This is a genomic window from Actinomadura rifamycini DSM 43936, from assembly GCF_000425065.1.
In the GTDB taxonomy this organism is placed as follows: domain Bacteria; phylum Actinomycetota; class Actinomycetes; order Streptosporangiales; family Streptosporangiaceae; genus Spirillospora; species Spirillospora rifamycini.
Genome location: NZ_KE384300.1, coordinates 219,351 through 237,900 on the forward strand (window position 1 = coordinate 219,351; position 18,550 = coordinate 237,900).

The 18,550-nt window shown below is 75.1% G+C and carries 16 protein-coding genes; 10 read left to right on the forward strand and 6 right to left on the reverse strand.

Annotated elements, in window-relative coordinates; genetic code table 11:
- Both dnaJ and H505_RS0134415 read left to right on the forward strand, forming a co-directional pair.
- Positions 1 to 1,137 (forward strand): molecular chaperone DnaJ, encoded by a 1,137-nt coding sequence (gene dnaJ / locus H505_RS0134410; RefSeq protein WP_026405569.1) that lies wholly within the window; start codon positions 1 to 3, stop codon positions 1,135 to 1,137.
- A 101-nt stretch (positions 1,138 to 1,238) separates the two neighbouring features.
- Positions 1,239 to 1,970 carry a 16S rRNA (uracil(1498)-N(3))-methyltransferase gene (locus H505_RS0134415; protein WP_026405570.1) on the forward strand — a complete coding sequence of 244 codons (732 nt, stop codon included), beginning with the start codon at positions 1,239 to 1,241 and terminating at the stop codon, positions 1,968 to 1,970.
- A 24-nt stretch (positions 1,971 to 1,994) separates the two neighbouring features.
- On the opposite strand, the gene H505_RS48350 is transcribed toward H505_RS0134415, so the two are convergent.
- On the reverse strand, positions 1,995 to 2,711 hold the full coding sequence (locus H505_RS48350; protein WP_051301493.1) for a hypothetical protein: 717 nt from the start codon (positions 2,709 to 2,711) through the stop codon (positions 1,995 to 1,997).
- Positions 2,708 to 3,250: a SigE family RNA polymerase sigma factor gene (locus tag H505_RS0134425; protein WP_051301494.1), complete on the reverse strand. Its 543-nt coding sequence runs from the start codon at positions 3,248 to 3,250 to the stop codon at positions 2,708 to 2,710. Before H505_RS0134425 ends, H505_RS48350 begins: the two co-directional genes overlap by 4 nt.
- A gap of 343 nt (positions 3,251 to 3,593) precedes the next feature.
- Between H505_RS0134425 and H505_RS0134430 the strand changes: the two genes are divergently transcribed.
- The 4 genes from H505_RS0134430 (at position 3,594) to H505_RS46310 (ending at position 7,021) form a co-directional block, all read left to right on the forward strand.
- On the forward strand, positions 3,594 to 3,938 hold the full coding sequence (locus H505_RS0134430) for a histidine triad nucleotide-binding protein (protein ID WP_026405572.1): 345 nt from the start codon (positions 3,594 to 3,596) through the stop codon (positions 3,936 to 3,938).
- 217 nt (positions 3,939 to 4,155) lie between these two features.
- Positions 4,156 to 5,211: a PhoH family protein gene (locus H505_RS46305; RefSeq protein ID WP_034521270.1), complete on the forward strand. Its 1,056-nt coding sequence runs from the start codon at positions 4,156 to 4,158 to the stop codon at positions 5,209 to 5,211.
- Positions 5,208 to 5,687 (forward strand): rRNA maturation RNase YbeY, encoded by a 480-nt coding sequence (ybeY, locus tag H505_RS0134440; RefSeq protein WP_026405573.1) that lies wholly within the window; start codon positions 5,208 to 5,210, stop codon positions 5,685 to 5,687. The genes H505_RS46305 and ybeY overlap by 4 nt, the downstream gene beginning before the upstream one ends.
- Positions 5,684 to 7,021 (forward strand): hemolysin family protein, encoded by a 1,338-nt coding sequence (locus H505_RS46310; protein ID WP_084551158.1) that lies wholly within the window; start codon positions 5,684 to 5,686, stop codon positions 7,019 to 7,021. The genes ybeY and H505_RS46310 overlap by 4 nt, the downstream gene beginning before the upstream one ends.
- 63 nt (positions 7,022 to 7,084) lie before the next feature.
- On the opposite strand, the gene H505_RS0134450 is transcribed toward H505_RS46310, so the two are convergent.
- Complete coding sequence (locus H505_RS0134450; RefSeq protein ID WP_026405574.1) at positions 7,085 to 7,417, reverse strand: cytidine/deoxycytidylate deaminase family protein; 333 nt, start codon at positions 7,415 to 7,417, stop codon at positions 7,085 to 7,087.
- A gap of 152 nt (positions 7,418 to 7,569) precedes the next feature.
- On the opposite strand from H505_RS0134450, the gene H505_RS0134455 reads away from it, so the two are divergent.
- The 3 genes from H505_RS0134455 to era all read left to right on the forward strand — a co-directional run bounded on the left by H505_RS0134455 (position 7,570) and on the right by era (position 14,149).
- Positions 7,570 to 9,708, forward strand: a complete 2,139-nt coding sequence (locus H505_RS0134455; RefSeq protein WP_026405575.1) for an MMPL family transporter — start codon at positions 7,570 to 7,572, stop codon at positions 9,706 to 9,708.
- A gap of 47 nt (positions 9,709 to 9,755) precedes the next feature.
- Positions 9,756 to 13,145 (forward strand): ATP-binding protein, encoded by a 3,390-nt coding sequence (locus H505_RS0134460; RefSeq protein WP_026405576.1) that lies wholly within the window; start codon positions 9,756 to 9,758, stop codon positions 13,143 to 13,145.
- A 68-nt stretch (positions 13,146 to 13,213) separates the two neighbouring features.
- Complete coding sequence (era, locus tag H505_RS0134465) at positions 13,214 to 14,149, forward strand: GTPase Era (protein ID WP_084551159.1); 936 nt, start codon at positions 13,214 to 13,216, stop codon at positions 14,147 to 14,149.
- Positions 14,150 to 14,155: 6 nt separating this feature from the next.
- Here era and H505_RS0134470 read toward each other — a convergent pair whose 3' ends face one another.
- Positions 14,156 to 14,977 (reverse strand): hypothetical protein, encoded by an 822-nt coding sequence (locus H505_RS0134470; protein ID WP_026405578.1) that lies wholly within the window; start codon positions 14,975 to 14,977, stop codon positions 14,156 to 14,158.
- A gap of 275 nt (positions 14,978 to 15,252) precedes the next feature.
- On the opposite strand from H505_RS0134470, the gene leuA reads away from it, so the two are divergent.
- Positions 15,253 to 16,956: a 2-isopropylmalate synthase gene (gene leuA, locus H505_RS0134475; RefSeq protein WP_026405579.1), complete on the forward strand. Its 1,704-nt coding sequence runs from the start codon at positions 15,253 to 15,255 to the stop codon at positions 16,954 to 16,956.
- Positions 16,957 to 17,082: 126 nt separating this feature from the next.
- On the opposite strand, the gene H505_RS0134480 is transcribed toward leuA, so the two are convergent.
- Positions 17,083 to 17,337, reverse strand: a complete 255-nt coding sequence (locus H505_RS0134480) for a protealysin inhibitor emfourin (RefSeq protein WP_026405580.1) — start codon at positions 17,335 to 17,337, stop codon at positions 17,083 to 17,085.
- 3 nt (positions 17,338 to 17,340) lie between these two features.
- Positions 17,341 to 18,393 carry a M4 family metallopeptidase gene (locus tag H505_RS46315; RefSeq protein WP_034521274.1) on the reverse strand — a complete coding sequence of 351 codons (1,053 nt, stop codon included), beginning with the start codon at positions 18,391 to 18,393 and terminating at the stop codon, positions 17,341 to 17,343.
- Positions 18,394 to 18,550: the final 157 nt, after the last annotated feature.

Genomic DNA, 18,550 nt, shown 5'->3' on the forward strand with positions numbered 1-18,550 from the left:
GTGGCCAACGACTACTACGCGACCCTGGGGGTCGGGCGGAACGCGACCGCCGACGAGGTCAAGAAGGCCTATCGCCGGCTCGCGCGGGAACTCCACCCGGACGTCAACCCCGACCCGGATACCCAGGAGAAGTTCAAGGAGATCACCCAGGCGTACGAGGTGCTCTCCGACCCGAAGAAGCGGGAGATGTACGACCTGGGCGCGGACCCGTTCGCGCCCGGCGGCGGCGGGGGCGGCGCCGGCGGGTTCGGCGGCGCCGGGTTCCCCTTCAGCGACATCATGGACGCGTTCTTCGGGACGTCGGCGTCGCGCGGCCCCCGGTCGCGGGCGCGGCGCGGGCGCAACGCGACGCTGCGGGTCGAGCTCGACCTGTCGGAGACCGCGTTCGGCACCACCCGGGAGCTGACCGTGGACACCGCGGTCGCGTGCTCGGCGTGCGAGGCGACGGGCTGCGCGCCCGGCACCCACCCGGACACCTGCGACACCTGCCACGGGCGCGGCGAGGTGCAGCAGGTGCAGCGCTCGTTCCTGGGCCAGGTCATGACGGCCCGGCCCTGCCCGGCGTGCGGCGGCTTCGGCTCGGTGATCCGCACGCCGTGCACCGAGTGCTCCGGGGACGGCCGCGTCCGCACCCGGCGCACCGTCAAGGTCAAGATCCCGGCGGGCGTGGAGAACGGCATCCACATCCAGCTCGCCGGCGAGGGCGAGGTCGGCCCCGGCGGCGGCCCGCCCGGCGACCTGTTCCTGGAGATCGTGGAGCGCGCGCACCCGATCTTCGAGCGGGAGGGCGACGACCTGCACTGCACGGTCGAGATCCCGATGACGGCGGCGGCGCTCGGCACCAGCGTCACGATCGAGACGCTCGACGCGGCGGAGGAGATCGACATCAAGCCGGGCACGCAGTCCGGCCAGGTGATCACCCTCTACAACCGGGGCGTGCGGCACCTCAACGAGAGCGGACGCGGCGACCTGATGATCCACGTGAACGTGGAGACGCCCGGCAAGCTCGACGAGGAGCAGGAGGAGCTGCTGCGGCGGCTCGCCGCGCTGCGCGGCGAGGAGCGCCCGCCCGGCAAGTTCGCGCCGGGGCAGCGCGGGATGTTCTCCCGCCTGCGGGACGTGTTCAACCAGCACTGAAGAGAGACGGTGACGGCCTACCGGGAAGGCCGTGACGGTGCCGATGAGGACCCCGGGGACGCGCCCGCGCCCCCGGGGTCCGGTGACGTTGGGGGAGTGCGATGAGTCCGCCGGTGTTCCTCGCCGGGACGGCCGCGCTGGAACGCGACCGCGTCGTCCTGGACGGCCCCGAGGGGCGGCACGCCGCGACCGTGCGGCGGCTGCGGCCGGGGGAGCGCGTCGACCTCACCGACGGGGCGGGGCTGCTCGCGGAGTGCGTCGTCACGGCGGCCGACCGGGCGTCCCTCACGCTGGAGGTCGCGGCCCGGCACCGCGAGCCGCCGCCGGAGCCCCGCCTGGTCGTCGTGCAGGCGCTGCCGAAGGGCGACCGGGGCGAGCTGGCGGTGGAGACGATGACCGAGGCGGGCGTGGACGAGATCGTCCCGTGGGCCGCCGCCCGGTGCGTCACCCAGTGGCGTCCCGAGCGCCGCGAGAAGGCCCTGGCCCGCTGGCGGAACGCCGCCCGGGAGGCCGGCAAGCAGGCCCGGCGGAGCCGCCTGCCGCACGTGCCCGGGCTCGCGTCGACCGCCGACGTCGCGCGGCGGCTCGCGGACGCGTCCGCCGCGCTCGTCCTGCACGAGGGGGCCGCCGAGCCGCTCAGCGGCGTCCGTCCGCCCGCGTCGGGGGAGGTCGTCCTGGTGGTCGGGCCCGAGGGCGGGATCTCCGAGGACGAGCTGGCCGCGTTCGGCGCGGCCGGGGGACGCCCGGTGCGGCTCGGCCCGACGGGGCCGCGCACCCCGGCGGCCGGGGTCGCGGCGGCCGCCGTCCTGCAGGCCGCGACCGGCCGCTGGTGACGCGCCGCCGGGGCGGCCGCCCGGTCAGGGACCGGCCTGCCCGGCGTCCTGCTGCTTCGTGGTCGACGGGGTGTCGCTGGGCGTCGGCGTCTGCTCGTCGCTCGGCTCCGGCGAGGGGTCGGGCGGGGTGGGCGTCGACGGCGGCGGGTCGGTGGGCGACGTGGTGGGCGTATGGCCGCCCGGGCACTGCGTCCCGCCGGACGGGGCGGACGTCGGCGTCGTGTCCGGCGACGGTGTGCCGGACGGGGCCGTGCCGCCGCGCGGGATGACGCACGAGGACAGCCCGGGCGACGACGACGGCTCCCCGGCCTCCTCGGACGTGCTCGGCGCGGTGGACGTCGTCGGCGCGGGCGACGACGGGTCCCCGGGGACGACGGGCGGCGGGTTCGCGCCGGTGCGGTCGCCGTCGGTGTCGTCGCCGCCGCCGCGGGACGGGCCGTCGCCGTTGACGGTGTGCTGGATCAGGTCGATCGTCTGCGGGCCCGCCGTGACGCCGAACCCGGCGATCGCGACGGCCGCGGCGACGGCGAGCACGGGGCGCGCCCAGCCCACGGTGAGGCCCGCCGGCCCGAACCTGGCGGGCCCGAACCGGCCGGGAAACCTGCGGCGGCGCCCGCCTTCGGCCGCGATCCGGGCCCGGATGCGCTCCAGGCCGTCGTCGGAGGGGGTGACCGAATCCGCCTCCGCGTTCAGAACCCGGCGAAGGATCTCGCCGTGGTCGTCGTGGGGGTCGGTGGTCATGAGAACTGCTCCAGGACGTTGCGTAGGGCGGTCATGCCGCGTGCGGTATGACTCTTGACCGCGCCGCGGGAGATCCCCATGGCGTTCGCGATCTCGGCTTCCGAGAGGTCACCGTAGTAGCGCAGGACGAGCGCCTCCCGCTGGCGCGGTGGGAGCCGGGAGAGCGCGTCGATCACCGCCGAACGCTCCAGCTCCCCGATGGCCCCGGCCTCCGCGCTCGGCATGTCCGGGAGCCCCTTGGGAGCGTACTTCTCGACGACGGCGCGGTGGCGCAGCACCGACCGGGACCGGTTCACCACCGACTGCCGCAGGTACGACAGGGCCTTGTCGGGGTCCCGGAGGCGCCGCCAGCCGCCGTGCATCGCGACGAACGCGTCCTGGACGACTTCCTCGGCCGTTCCCGCGTCCCGCACGAGCATCGCGGCGAGCCGCACCAGCGAGCGGTAGTTGGCGCTGTAGAGGGCGGTCACCGCCTGGTCGGCGTCCCAGGCGACGGCGACGGCGCCGGCCGCGCCCCTGGCCACGAGGGTCTCGGTCACGTCTGTGGGACGCCCGCCCTCCTCGTCCGGTTTACGAAAGGGCATCTTCTGGTCTGCCTCGGTCACCTATCCGCCGCCTTTGCCGTCCCCCGGCCGTCCTTTCGGTCGGCCACCCCGAGAGCGGCATGAATCGGGCGTTCCCGACCGAACCGAGGCGCGCCGCATGCCTGCGATCCGGGGGGTACGCCTTGAATTGACAACCCTAACCAGTGGCCGGTCGGAAACGGCTCGACAACCGGAGATCGATTCCGGAAAACCTTAGCGGCGGGGGGCGCCGCGGAGCACGGCGGCGCGGGTCTCGATAGGATTCCGATCGCGGTCGCCGCCGCGGGAGGGGAGACAGATGACCGACTGCCTGTTCTGCAAGATCGTGTCCGGGGACGTGCCGGCGAAGACGGTGCGCTCGTCCGACCGGGCCGTCGCGTTCCGCGACATCAACCCGCAGGCGCCCACGCACGTCCTGGTCATCCCCAAGGACCACCACCCGACGGTGGGCGAACTCGCCGCGGCCGACGCCGAGCTGCTCGCCGAGGTGCTCCGCGAGGCCCACCAGGTCGCCGTCGACGAGGGCATCGCCGACACCGGCTACCGGATCGTCTTCAACACCGGCGCGCAGGCCGGGCAGACCGTCTTCCACGTGCACGCGCACGTGCTGGGCGGCCGCGGCCTGAACTGGCCGCCCGGCTGAGCCCGGCCGACCCGGGCCGGGCGCGGCCGGACCCGGCCCCGCCCGACCCGGGCCGGCGGGACGGGGCGGGGCGCGCCGTTTCGCGGGCCGCGGCCGGGCCGCGGCGAGCGGAAATACGGCGGCGCGCCGACGAGGGCGGTCGGTACCATGGAACCGACACACCTTGCACACCCGGAGCAGACAGAAGGCAGGTCTGAGAGGCCGCAAGGCCCGGCTGATGGTCGAATCAACTCACACGGGGCGCGACGGCCGCGCCCAGATCAAGATCGTGGTGCCGGACGACCATTCGATGGTGAGCCTGCTGGGCTCCCGGGACGAGTTGCTCCACGCGGTCGAGCGCGCGTTCGGCGACGGCATCGACATCCACGTCCGCGGCAACGAGATCACCGTGACCGGGTCCGAGACGGACACCGGCCTGGTCTCGCGCCTCTTCACCGAGATGCTCGAGCTGCTCAAGGGCGGCACCCAGCTGACGCCCGACGCGGTCGAGCGGAGCCTGGCGATGCTGCGCGGCGAGAGCGACGCCCGCCCGGCCGAGGTGCTCAACCTGAACGTGCTGTCCGGCCGCGGCCGGACGATCCGCCCGAAGACGCTCAACCAGAAGCGGTACGTCGACGCGATCGACAAGCACACGATCGTGTTCGGCATCGGGCCGGCGGGCACCGGCAAGACGTACCTGGCGATGGCCAAGGCCGTCCGCGCGCTGCAGGAGAAGCAGGTCAACCGCATCATCCTGACGCGCCCGGCGGTGGAGGCGGGGGAGCGGCTCGGGTTCCTGCCCGGCACGCTCTACGAGAAGATCGACCCGTACCTGCGGCCGCTGTACGACGCGCTGCACGACATGGTCGACCCCGACTCGATCCCGCGGCTGATGGCCGCCGGCACCATCGAGGTCGCGCCCCTGGCCTACATGCGCGGCCGCAGTTTGAACGACTCCTTCATCATCCTGGACGAGGCGCAGAACACCTCGCCCGAGCAGATGAAGATGTTCCTCACCCGGCTCGGGTTCGGCTCCAAGGTCGTGGTGACCGGCGACGTGACGCAGGTCGACCTCCCGAACGGGACGCAGAGCGGGCTGCGCGTCGTCCAGGACATCCTGCAGGACGTCGAGGACATCTACTTCTCCCGGCTGTCCAGCCAGGACGTCGTCCGGCACAAGCTGGTCACCGACATCGTGGACGCCTACAACCGGTACGACGAGGCGCGGGTGCCCGAGTTCAAGAAGGACGCGGCGCGCGGCGGCGGGCCCGGTCGCAAGCGGGGTTCCCGGTGAGCATCGAGGTGCTGAACGAGTCGGGCGCGGCGGTCGACGAGAACGGCCTGGCGGAGCTGTCCCGGCACGTGCTGGACGGGCTCCGCGTGCATCCGCTCGCGGAGCTGTCGGTCCTGCTGGTCGACGAGGACGCGATGACCGAGCTGCACGTCAAGTGGATGGACGAGCCGGGCCCGACCGACGTGCTGTCGTTCCCGATGGACGAGCTGCGCCCCGGGCACCTGTCGGGCGGCGCCGACGAGGACGACGAGGTCGACCCGGGCCTGCTCGGCGACGTCGTCCTGTGCCCGTCGGTCGCCGAGCGGCAGGCCCGCACCGCCGGGCACAGCACCGGGGACGAGCTGGAGCTGCTGTGCACGCACGGCATCCTGCACCTCCTCGGGTACGACCACGCCGAGCCGGAGGAGCACAAGGAGATGTTCGGCCTGCAGGCCGAGCTGCTCACCTCCTGGCGGGAGAAACGCGGCCGGCGGTGACCACGGCGCAGGCGTGGCTGGCGGGGCTGGCGGCCCTGCTGGTGGTGCTCGCGGGCCTGCTGGCCAGCACCGAGACGGCGCTCGCGCGCGTCTCGCGGGTGACCGTCGAGGAGTTCGCCAAGGAGCGGCGGCGCGGCTCGAAGAAGCTCGCGGAGGTCGTCGCCGACCCGGCCCGCTACGTGAACATGGTGCTGCTGCTGCGGATCGGCTGCGAGCTGGTCGCCACCGTGATCGTCGCGGACCTGTGCATCTCGTGGCTGGACGAGACGTGGCCCGCCTACGTCGTCGCCGCCACGTTGATGATCGTGGTGAGCTACGTGGCGGTCGGGGTCGCGCCCCGCACTCTCGGCATCCAGCACGCCGACCGGATCGCGCTCGCGGGCGCGGCCGTCCTGCACCCGGTGACCCGGGTGTTCGGGCCGCTGCCGCGGCTGCTGATCCTGCTCGGCAACGCGCTCACGCCCGGCAAGGGCTTCCGCGAGGGGCCGTTCGCGTCGGAGGCGGAGCTGCGCGACCTGGTCGACCTGGCCGAGCAGCGCAGCCTCATCGAGCCGGACGAGCGCGAGATGATCCACTCGGTGTTCGAGCTCGGCGACACGCTCGTCCGCGAGGTGATGGTGCCGCGCACCGACATCGTGTTCATCGAGCGGGACAAGACGCTGCGGCAGGCGATGTCGCTGGGGCTGCGCAGCGGCTTTTCCCGCATCCCGGTCGTCGGGGAGAACGAGGACGACGTCGTCGGCATCGCCTACCTCAAGGACGTCGTGCGCCGCAGCCACGAGCACCACGAGGCCGAGTCGGTCGAGACGGTCGACTCGGTGATGCGCTCGGCGACGTTCGTGCCCGACAGCAAGCCGATCGACGAGCTGCTGCGGGAGATGCAGGCCCGCCGGATCCACGTCGCGATCGTCATCGACGAGTACGGCGGCACCGCGGGCCTCGTCACCATCGAGGACATCCTGGAGGAGATCGTCGGGGAGATCACCGACGAGTACGACCGGGAGATCCCGCCGGTGACGTGGCTGGACGGCGGCGCCGCCCGCGTCACGGCCCGGCTGCCGGTGGACGACCTCGCCGAGCTGTTCGGCGTCGAGATCGACGCCGAGGACGTCGACACGGTCGGCGGGCTGCTGGCGCACGCCCTCGGCCGGGTCCCGATCGAGGGCTCGACGGCGGAGGTGGGCTCCGCGCCGCGCGGCCCGGACGACGATGACGACGACGTCCCGGGCGGGGCCGTCCTGTCGCTGAAGGCGGAGACGATCGCGGGCCGCCGCAACCGGATCGGCACCGTCGTCGTGCGCCGCCTCGACACCCGCCCGGGCGGGGCGGGCTGACGGGCGCCGGACGGACGGCCCCGGGCGCGGGACGCCGGCCGGAGGGGGCCGGTCGGAGGGCGGTCAGAGGGTGTCGCGGAGGGCCCCGTCGGGTCCGGCGACCAGGACGGGCGCCTTGGGGCCGAGGTCGCGGACCGCGGTGACGTCGGACGGGTCGGGCGCGTCGGCGGCGGTGACGACGGCGGCGGCCTCGAGGTCCTCGGCGCCGCTGGACACCGCCATCGCGACCGCGACCTTGAGCGCCGAGAGCCGCAGCGACGGCAGGTCCACGCTCGTCGCCGCGTAGGTGCGGCCGGTCTCGTCGCGCACGGCGGCGCCCTCGGCGGCCCCGGTGCGGGCCCGGGACGACCGCGCCAGGGTGATGATCTTCGCGTCCTCGGCGTTCAGCTCGCTCACGTCCCCGATCGTACGGGGCGGCCGCGGGGCGTGCGCGACCGGTCCCGGCGGGCGGCGGGCGCGCGGAGCGGGGCGGCAAGTCGGCGCCAAGTGGACGCCAAGCGGGGCGCGGCACCCTCGGAGTCTCGAATCCGGATCTCTGGGGGAACGTGATGTCCCGTCTGCTGTACCGCCTGGGCAGGGCCGCCGCCCTGCGCCCGTGGCGGTTCGTCGTCGTGTGGCTGGCGCTCGTCGCCGCGGTGGGAGGAGCCGCGGCGGCCGGGGGAGGCTCGCTGCAGGACGACTACACCCTCGAGGGGACCGGGTCGCAGCAGGCCACCGAGCTGCTGCGGGACCGGTTCCCGGCGCTGGCGGGCGCCGACGCCCGCGTCGTCGTGCACGCCCGGGACGGCCGCGTCGACCCGGCCGCGCTCGCCGCCGCGGGCGGCGAGCTGCGCGCGCTGCCGCACGTCGGCGCCGTCGACCCGCCGCTGCCCAGTCCGGACGGCCGCACGGCGCTGATCACCGTTCGGTACGCGGTGCCGGTGACCGACCTGGAGCCCGGACCGACGCTCGACGCCCTCCGCGACGCGACCGGCGGCCTCGAGGACGCCGGCCACCGGGTGGAGTTCGGCGGCCAGGTGCCCGAGAACATCACCGCGCCCGGCGGGGTCGCGGAGGCGGTCGGCGTGGTGGCCGCCCTGGTGATCCTCCTGCTGGCGTTCGGGTCGGTGGTCGCGGCGGGGCTGCCGCTGGTGGTCGCGCTGGCCGGCCTGGGCGCGGGCGTGTCGGGGATCACGCTGCTGGCGGCCGTGACGAACGTGGCGACGACCGCGCCGACGCTCGCGGTGATGGTGGGCCTCGGCGTCGGCATCGACTACGCGCTGTTCATCCTCACCCGGCACCGCGAGGGACTCGCCGCCGGGCTGGACGTGCCCGAGTCGGTGGGCCGCGCCATCGCCACCGCCGGGCAGTCGGTGCTCTTCGCCGGGTTCACGGTGCTGCTGGCGCTGTGCGGGCTGGTGGTCTCGCGGATCCCGGTGTTCATGACGATGGGGTTCGCGACCGGGCTGGTGGTGGCGGCGACGGTGGCGAGCGCGCTCACGCTGCTGCCCGCGGTGCTCGGGCTGGCCGGGCACCGGGTGCTGCGCCGCCGCGACCGCGCGTCCGGCGCGGCGCCCGCCGCCGACTCGCCGCGCATCCGCCGCTGGGCGCTGCACGTGGGGCGCCGCCCGTGGCCGTGGCTGCTGGCCGGGCTGGTGCTGATGCTCACGCTGGCCGCCCCGGCGCTCGGCATGCGGACGTGGCCGAGCGACGCGGGCAGCGAACCGTCGTCCAACACGGTCCGGCAGGCGTACGACCTGGTCGCCGAGGCGTACGGCCCGGGCGCGAACGGCCCGCTGCTGGTGGCCGTGGACCTGGCGGAGGCGGACCCGGCGGCGCTGCCGGGCCTGCGCGACCGGCTCGCCGCCGTCGAGGGCGTCGCGTCCGTCGCGCCGCCCCGGCTGTCGGACGCCCGCGACGCGGCGGTGCTCGTGGTGACGCCCGAGTACGGGCCGCAGGACGAGCGCGTCACGCCGCTCGTCGACGGGATCCGCGCGGACGTCCTGCCGCCGGGCGCGGAGGTCACCGGCATGACGGCCGCCTACGTGGACCTGTCGCGGCTGCTGTCCGAGCGGCTGTGGCCGGTGATCGGCGTGGTCGTGGCGACCTCGTTCGTCATGCTGGTGATCGTTTTCCGGTCGGTCCTGGCGCCGCTGAAGGCCGCCGCCATGAACCTGCTGTCGATCGGCGCCGCGTACGGGGTGCTCACCGCCGTGTTCCAGTGGGGGTGGGGCGCGGAACTGCTCGGCCTGCCGCACAGCGTCCCGGTGTCCAGCTTCATCCTGCTGCTGATGTTCGCGGTGCTGTTCGGGGTGTCGATGGACTACGAGGTGTTCCTGCTGTCGCGCGTCCGGGAGGAGTGGCTGCGGACCGGGGACGCGCGCGGCTCGGTGTCGGCGGGCCTCGCGGCGACCGGCCGGGTGATCACCAGCGCGGCGCTGATCATGGTGGCGGTGTTCCTCGGGTTCGCCGCCGACCCCGGCCTGGTGATCAAGCAGATGGGCGTGGGTCTCGCGGTCGCCGTCGCGCTGGACGCGACGGTCGTCCGGCTCGTGCTGGTCCCGGCGGCGATGGCGCTGCTCGGCCGCGGCAACTGGTGGCTGCCCGGGCCGCTCGGCCGGATCCTGCCGGACGTCGACCTGCACGGGGGCTCGGTGCCCGCCGCGGCGGGCACCGAGCCCCCGGCCAGGGAGCCCAGCCGCGCCTAGGGAGGCGATCACGGCGGTCGGTGCGCCCCGGTTAGTCTGATCGGGACATGTCGACTGTTGTGGACGCGCCCGTCGTCAGCGTGCTCGGCGCCTTCGGCGCGACGGTGGACGGCGCGCCCGCCGACCTCGGCGGGCGCCGCCGCCGGTCGGTGCTGGCCCGGCTCGCCGCCGCGCACGGCCGGATGGTCCCGGCCGACACCCTCGTCGAGGACCTGTGGGCCGGGACGGCCCCGCCCCGCGCGGGCGCGGGGCTCCAGTCGTTCGTGTCGCACCTGCGGCGCGCCCTGGAGCCGCGCCGCCCGCCCCGCACGCCCGCCCGCGTCCTGGTCACGGCGCCGCCCGGCTACGCGCTGCGGCTCCCGGACGGCAATGTGGACGCGTGGCGGTTCGACGCGCTCGTCGACGAGGCGGGCGCGCTGCTCGCCGCGGGCGACCCGGCCGCCGCCCGCGGCCGCGCCGCGGACGCCCTCGCCCGCTGGGGCGGCCCCGCCTACGCCGAGTTCGCCGACCTGCCGTGGGCGGCCGCCGAGGCCGCCCGGCTGGACGAGCGCCGCCGGCTCGCCGTCGAGCGCCGCGCCGAGGCCCTGCTCGGGCTCGGGGGCGCCGCCGAGGCCGTCCCCGACCTGGAGGAGCACGCCGCCGCGAACCCGCTGCGCGAGGACGCGTGGCGGCTGCTGGCCCTCGCCCTGTACCGGGCGGGACGGCAGGGGGACGCGCTCGCCGCGCTCCGCCGGGTCCGCGCCGCGCTCGGCGCGGAACTCGGCGTCGACCCGGGGCCCGCGCTGCGCGGCCTGGAGGCCGACATCCTCGCCCAGGCCCCCGAGCTGGGCGAACCGCCGGCCGCGGTCCGTCCCGTGCCCCTGCGGCCGCCCCCGCCCCCGCCCCCGGCGGCGCGGCCGGAGCCGCCGGGGGCGTTCGTCGGACGGGAGGGCGAGCTGGCGCTGCTGGACGGCGCGGCCGGCCGGGGCGGCGTGGTCCTCGTCGGCGGCGACGCGGGCATGGGCAAGACGGCGCTCGCCGAACGGTTCGCGCGGCGGCTCGGCGACCGCGGCTGGACGTGCGCGTGGGGCCGCGCGCAGGAGACCGGCGGGGCGCCCGCCGCGTGGCCGTGGGCGGAGCTGCTGCGCGACCTCGCCGCCGCCCTCCCGCCGGACGCCGCCCTGGCCGCCCGGCTCGCCGCCCTCCTCGACGACGCCGCCCCCGGCCCCGCTCCCGCCGCCGGGCGCGGCGGCGCCGACGTCGCCACCGGGCGGTTCCGGCTGCACCTCGCCGTCGGCGACTACCTCGCCGGGATCGCCGCGCGCTCCCCGCTGCTGCTCGTCCTGGAGGACCTGCACTGGGCCGACGACGAGACCCTCGCGCTGCTGGTCCGGCTCGCCGAGCGGCTCCGCGGCCGCCGCGTCCTGCTCGCCGCGACGTTCCGCCGCACCGAGGCGCCCGAGCGGCTCGCCGCCGCGCTCGCCGCCCTCGCCCGCCGCGAGCCGCTGCGCCTCGACCTCGGCGGGCTCGCGCCCGCCGAGGTCGCCGAACTCGTGCGCGCGACCTGCGCGACCGGCGTCGCCGACGCCGAGCTGGCCGACATCGCCGAACGGACCGGCGGCAACCCCTTCTTCGTCCGCGAGACGGCCCGGCTGCTGGACGCCGAGGGCCTGCCCGCCGCCGTCCGCCGCGTGCCCGCCGGGGTGGGGGACGTCCTCCGCCGCCGCATCGCGCGGCTCCCCGAGCCCGCCCGGAACGTGCTGCGCGACGCCGCCGTCGTCGGCGGCGACGCCGACCTCGCCGTCCTCGCGGAGCTGGCCGCGGGCGCGCACGGCGAGGAGACCGTCATCGACGCCGTCGACGCCGCCCTCGCCGCCGGACTGGTCACCGAGCCCGCGCCCGGACGGCTGCGGTTCGTGCACGCGCTCGTCCGCGACACCCTCTACGACGGGCTGTCGCGGGCCCGCCGCACCCGGCTGCACGGCCGGGTCGCCGCCGCGCTGGAACGGCACCGCCCCGCCGAGGTCGCCGCCATCGCGCACCACTACCTGGAGTCGGGCGCCGAACCGGACCGGGCCGTCCGCTACGCGCGGCTCGCCGCCGCGGCCGCCGAGGCCCGGTTCGCGCACGGCCCGGCCGCCGACCTGTGGGTCCGCGCCGCCGAGACGCTGCGCACGGGGCGCCCGGACGCCGTCCGCGACCGGCTCGAGGCGGAGGTCGCCGCCATCCGGGCCTGCGGCCTGTCCGGCGACGTCATGCAGGCCCGCGACCGGCGGCTGCACGCCGTCGCCGACGCCCGCGCGCACGGCGACGTCCGGCTGCTGGCCCGCGTCATCACCGCCTTCGACGTGCCCACGCTGTGGACGAGCCGCGAGTACGGCACCCGCGACCAGGGGATCATCGACGCCGCCGAGGAGGCCCTGCGCGCGCTGCCGGACGGCGAGGACGAGCTGCGCGTCCGGCTGCTGACCAGCCTGGCGATCGAGCTGGAGGGCGACTTCGACGACCGCGGCGTCACCGCGGCCGAGGAGGCGGTCGCGCTGGCCCGCGCCCTCGGCCGTCCCGACCTGCTCGCCGTCGCGCTCAACGGCCGCTACATCAACGGCCACCGGAGCGCCGGCGACCTCGCGCTGCGGTACCGCCTCGCCCGCGAGCTGCTCGACCTCGCCGAGCGGCACGACCTCGCCGCCTACCGCGTCCTCGCGCACCTGCAGCTGCAGCAGACGTCCGTCGCCGCGCTCGACCGGGCCGCGGCCTCCGCGCACCTGGAGGAGGGGCGGCGCCTCGCGGACCAGTACGGGCTGCCGCTGCTCGCGCAGATCGCGAGCTGGTACGCCGGGCTCGTGCACGTCCTCGCCTCCCGCTTCGACGCCGCCGAGCGGGCGTACGCGCAGGTCGGCGAGGACATCGGCCGCACCGGGATCTGGAGCAGCGAGGACGGCACCGTCGGGTTCGGCGCGTTCTGCCTGCGGCTCGTCCAGGGGCGGCCGGGCGAGCTGCTGGAGCGGGCCGCCTGGCTGTCGCGGCGGTGGCCGCACGTCGCCGCCACCGCCGACATCCACGCGCTCGCGCTGGCCGACGTCGGCCGCGTCGCGGAGGCCCGCGCGGCCGTCGCCGCGGCGGGTCCCATCCGCCCCGACTACTTCTTCGACCTCGCCACGGGCATCCGCGCCCACCGCGCGATCGTCCTGGACCAGCGCGACGTCGCCGAGCGGGCGTACGCCGACCTGCTGCCGTACGAGGGGCACTTCGCCGGCGGCTGCACCACGTTCGCGACGATCGGGCCGGTCGCGCAGATCCTCGGCGACCTCGCCGGGTACCTGGGGCGTCCCGCCCGCGTCGCCGCCGACCACTACCGCCGGGCCGCCCGCGCCGCCGACACCTTCGGCGCGCCGCTGTTCTCCCGGCGGGCCCGCGAGGCCCTGGCCGCGCTCGGCGACGCCGCAGCCTCCGCCTGACCGCCGCCCGGCGGTCCGCCGGACGGGCGCCGGGACGGGCCCGTCGCCGGGTGGGGGACAATCGAGGGGTGACATCGACGGGAGATCTGACGACCGCGCCGCCGCCCGAGGGCTTCCGGGCGGGCTTCGCCTGCTTCATCGGACGTCCGAACGTGGGCAAGTCGACGCTGATGAACGCGCTCGTCGGCACCAAGGTGGCGATCACCAGCAGCCGCCCGCAGACGACGCGGCGGGCGATCCGGGGCATCGTGCACCGGCCGGACGGGCAACTCGTCGTGGTCGACACGCCGGGCCTGCACAAGCCGCGGACGCTGCTCGGCGAGCGGCTCGACAGCCTCGTCCGGTCCACGCTCACCGAGGTCGACGTCATCGGGTTCTGCGTGCCCGCCGACCAGCCCGTGGGGCCGGGCGACAAGTACATCGCCCGCGAACTCGCCGGGGTGAAGAAGACCCCCGTCGTGGCGATCGTCACGAAGACCGACCTCGCCGCGCCCGAGCAGGTCGCGGAGCAGCTCCTCGCCGTGGGGCGGCTGGGGGAGTTCGCCGACATCGTGCCCTGCTCGGCGGAGAACGGCTTCCAGGTCGACCTGGTCGGCGAGCTGCTGATCTCCCGGCTGCCGGAGGGCATGCCGCTGTACCCGGAGGGCGACCTCACCGACGAGCCCGAGCAGGTGATGATCGGCGAACTGATCCGGGAGGCCGCGCTCGAAGGCGTCCGGGACGAGCTGCCGCACTCGATCGCCGTCGTGGTCGACGAGATGGCGCCGCGCGAGGGACGGGACGACCTCGTCGACGTCTACGCGCACCTGTTCGTCGAGCGCCCCAGCCAGAAGGGCATCATCATCGGGCACCGCGGCGCCCGGCTGCGGGAGGTCGGCGCGGCCGCCCGGCGGCAGATCGAGGCGCTGCTCGGCACGAAGATCTACCTCGACCTGCGGGTCAGCGTGCTCAAGGACTGGCAGCGCGACCCCAAGCAGCTCCGCCGCCTCGGCTTCTACGACTGACGGGGCCTACGGCCGGTCGTCGCGGCGTTCCGCCGCCTCGCCGCCCGGCGCGGACTCGTCCGCCCGCTCCCACCCGCTCTGCCGCGGCCAGACCGCGTTCGGGTCCCCGGCGTCCGGGCCGTTCCCGTACTGCGCGTAGTACTGCTCCTGGGCGTACTGCTCTTGGGTGTAAGGGTCCTGCGGGTACTGGTCCTGCGGGTACGCCTGCGGCGGGTAGGGGGCGGGGCGGCCGCGCCCGCCCAGCCGCGCGGTGATCGGGCGCGCCAGGCTGAACCCGGTGACCAGCAGCCCCGCGGCGACCGCCACGTACCAGCCGTACAGCACGCTGATCTCGTAGCCGACGTCCAGGCCGCCCGTGGGCAGGTCCTCGCGGGCGTCGTCGAGCCGGAGCAGGAACAGCAGGCACGCCAGCAGCGACAGGACGCCCGGGACGGCCGCGAGACCGGTGATGCGGGTGTCGCGGGCGAGCAGGTCCCAGCAGGCCATGACGATCGCGACCACCGCGAACACCGGGACCGACAGCACCACGTCGTCGGCGTCGATGCCCGCCGCCGTGGCGACGTCCCGGGAGATCGCGCTGCCGAACAGGTCGACGACGACGGAGGCGCGCGCCCAAGGCAGGAACGCCGACACCAGCAGCGTCGCCGCCGCGGCGATCAGCGCGATGCTCCAGCCGAGGCCGCCCCGCCGCGGCTCGGCCGGCGGGGGCCCGGGCTGCGGCTCCGGGACGGCGTCCCCGGGACCGGGCGGGGGGAGACCGTCGTCGGGCGGCAGGAACTGCGGGCGCGACCGTGCGCCGCCCGCGTCGGAACCCAGGTCACCGGTCATGGATTCAGCGTAAGGGGAGGAACCGCCGGGTCGCGGACGGGCGGGAATGTCCCGGACGGCAGATGACGTTCCCGTGACGGAAGAGGCCCCGGACGTCTCAACATGCGGACGTCGGTTTCCGGAACACGGATGTCATCTGTTACTTTGGCGGGCGTGTCTGGTGCGCTGCTCCTCCTTAGCGGCCGCAGCGGGGGCCTGTAACCAGGTCGGCTCCCTCGCTGCGGGACTCTGACGTGGACGTCGGCCGCACGGTTCGAGCAGGGAGATCCCACCGCATGTACCCGGCACAGCAGCCCTCCGGTATGCCCTTCGAGCGCTACCGCCCCTTCGCCCCCGTCAAGCTGGCGGACCGCACCTGGCCCGACGCCGCCATCACCCGGGCCCCGCGCTGGTGCGCGGTCGACCTGCGGGACGGCAACCAGGCGCTGATCGACCCGATGGACGCCCACCGCAAGCTGCGGATGTTCGAGCTGCTCGTCCAGATGGGCTACAAGGAGATCGAGGTCGGGTTCCCGGCGGCGAGCCAGACCGACTACGACTTCGTCCGGCAGATCATCGACGAGGGCCGCATCCCCGACGACGTCGTGATCCAGGTGCTGACGCAGGCCCGCCCCGAACTGATCGAGCGGACGTTCGAGTCGGTGCGGGGCGCGAAGCAGGCGATCGTCCACCTGTACAACTCGACCAGCACGCTGCAGCGCCGCGTGGTGTTCGGGCAGGACCGCGACGGCATCACCGCCATCGCCGTCGAGGGCGCGAAGCTGTGCGCCAAGCTCGCCGAGGACATGGGCGACACCGAGATCTTCTTCCAGTACTCGCCCGAGTCGTTCACCGGCACCGAGCTGGAGTACGCCGTCGAGGTCTGCAACGCCGTCAACGACGTGTGGAAGCCGACCCCGGACCGGAAGGTCATCGTCAACCTGCCGGCGACCGTCGAGATGGCCACGCCGAACGTGTACGCCGACCAGATCGAGTGGATGAGCCGGAACCTGGCGTACCGCGACTCGGTCGTCCTGTCGCTGCACCCGCACAACGACCGCGGCACCGCGGTCGCCGCCGCCGAGCTCGGCTACATGGCGGGCGCCGACCGCATCGAGGGCTGCCTGTTCGGCAACGGCGAGCGCACCGGCAACGTCTGCCTGGTCACCCTGGGGCTGAACATGTTCACCCAGGGCATCGACCCGCAGATCGACTTCTCCGACATCGACGAGATCCGCCGCACCGTCGAGTACTGCAACCAGCTGCCCGTCCACGAGCGGCACCCCTACGGCGGCGACCTCGTCTACACCGCGTTCTCCGGCTCCCACCAGGACGCGATCAACAAGGGCTTCGAGCACCTGCGGCGCGACGCGGAGGCCGCCGGGACGCCCGTCGAGGAGTACCGGTGGGAGGTCCCGTACCTGCCGATCGACCCGCACGACGTCGGCCGCACCTACGAGGCCGTCATCCGGGTCAACAGCCAGTCCGGCAAGGGCGGCGTCGCCTACATCATGAAGACCGAGCACGCCCTGGAGCTGCCGCGGCGCCTCCAGATCGAGTTCTCCCGGGTCGTGCAGGAGCACACCGACAGCGAGGGCGGCGAGGTCGACCCCGCCCGCATGTGGGAGATCTTCGAGTCCGAGTTCCTGTCCAACGGCCCCCGCGTCGGGCTGCTGGCGCACCGCACGACGTCCCGCGTCGACGAGAAGGACGCCCTCAGCTGCGACGTCCGCGTCGACGGCGAGATCCGCGAGATCGAGGGCCTCGGCAACGGCCCGGTGTCGGCGTTCGAGGACGCGCTGTCGTCCGTGGGGATCAACGTCCGCGTCCTGGACTACGCCGAGCACGCGATGAGCGCGGGCGGCGACGCGCGCGCCGCCGCCTACGTCGAGTGCGACGTGGACGGCGCCACGGTGTGGGGCGTGGGCATCGACGGGAACATCGTCACCGCCTCCCTCAAGGCGATCCTGTCGGCCGTCAACCGCGTCGCCCGCCGGTGAGCGGAGCACCGGTCGCGGCGGGGCGCCCGGTCCGCCGGGCGTCCACGTCCGCGACCGGCGGGGTCCTCTGAGCGGGCCGCGGGGCCGAGGCCCCGCGGCCCCCGGCCCGCCGCGCCGTCCCGCGGGTCAGCGCGCCCGGCCGAGGACGTGGTGGACGAGTTCGCGCAGCGGGCCGCTCAGCTGCGCCTCGCCCACGGTCGTCCGCCGGCCGTCGATGTCGATCTCGTACAGGAACTGGTCGGGGATCCGCCCCGGCGGCGGCACCGAGTCGAGGTCGACGCGCCGGACGAGCCCGGCCAGCACCGGGTCACTCGTGCTGTCGGACTCGGCCCGCCGCTCGATCCCGGCGAACCCCCCGCTGCGGACGACTGTCACCTTCACCGCTCACCTCAACGCCTCCGCGGCCGCCGCGTCGATGGACACGCCCACCCCCGTCCATCCGCGCCGGACCGCCTCCGTCTCCGCCGCGTCCGCGCCGAAGCGGCGGGCGGCGCCGCGGACCGTCTCGGCGGCGAAGCCGGCGAAGTCGACGTCCACCGCCAGCGCACCGCCGGTGAGGACGTCATACCAGACGCGGCCCGCTTTGTCCCAGGCGTTGCCGCCGATCTCGACGGCCGCCAGGTGGAACGCGCGGTTCGGGATGCCGGAGTTGATGTGGACGCCGCCGTTGTCGCGGTACGTCTCGACGTAGTCGTCCATGTGGCCGGGCTGCGGGTCCTTGCCGAGCCGCGGGTCGTCGTAGGCGGTGCCGGGCTCCTTCATCGAGCGCAGCGCGACGCCCTGGACGCCGTCGGCGAGCAGGCCCACGCCGATCAGCCAGTCGGCCTGGTCGGCGGTCTGCCCGAGATGCCACTGCTTGACCAGCGACCCGAACACGTCGGACACCGACTCGTTCAGCGCGCCCGCCTGGCCGTAGTACTCCAGGTTCGCGGTGTGCTGGGTGATGCCGTGGACGAGTTCGTGGCCGGTGACGTCGAGCGGCCCGGTGAAGTCGCTGAACACCACCCCGTCGCCGTCCCCGTACACCATCTGCTCGCCGTTCCAGAAGGCGTTGGCGTACCCGTCGCCGTAGTGGACGGTCGAGACCAGCGGCAGCCCGGCGCCGTCGATGGAGTCGCGCCGGTAGATCTCCTCGAAGAAGTCGAAGGTGGCGCCGAGCCAGTCGTAGGAGCGGTCGACGGTGGCGTCGCCGGTCGCCGCGTCGCCCTCCTTCCGGACGGCCCGGCCGGGCAGCGTCTCGCGGCCCGCGGCGTCATGGATCGTCCGTTTCGGGACGAAGTCCTCTTCGGGGGAGCGGGCGGGCGCGGGCACCAGCCGCTCGACGTACCGGGCGGAGGTGAGGGCCATGGTGCGGCGGGCGCGGGCGCTCACGACCGGGTCGGCGGTGTCGCGGGCGAGGCGTTCCAGCATGTGCGGCGGCACGATGTGGCATCTCATGCCGCCACGCTGACAGGTTCCCGCCGGTCCGGCCACGGGTTTCGCCGCGCGGCGGCGGCCGGTTCCGGTCACGGTACGTGATTGTCACCCTGCGCAGCGGCACGATCGGGGGACTTGTGGAGATCCTGGGGAGATGCCCGTCCGGCAACGGAGCACC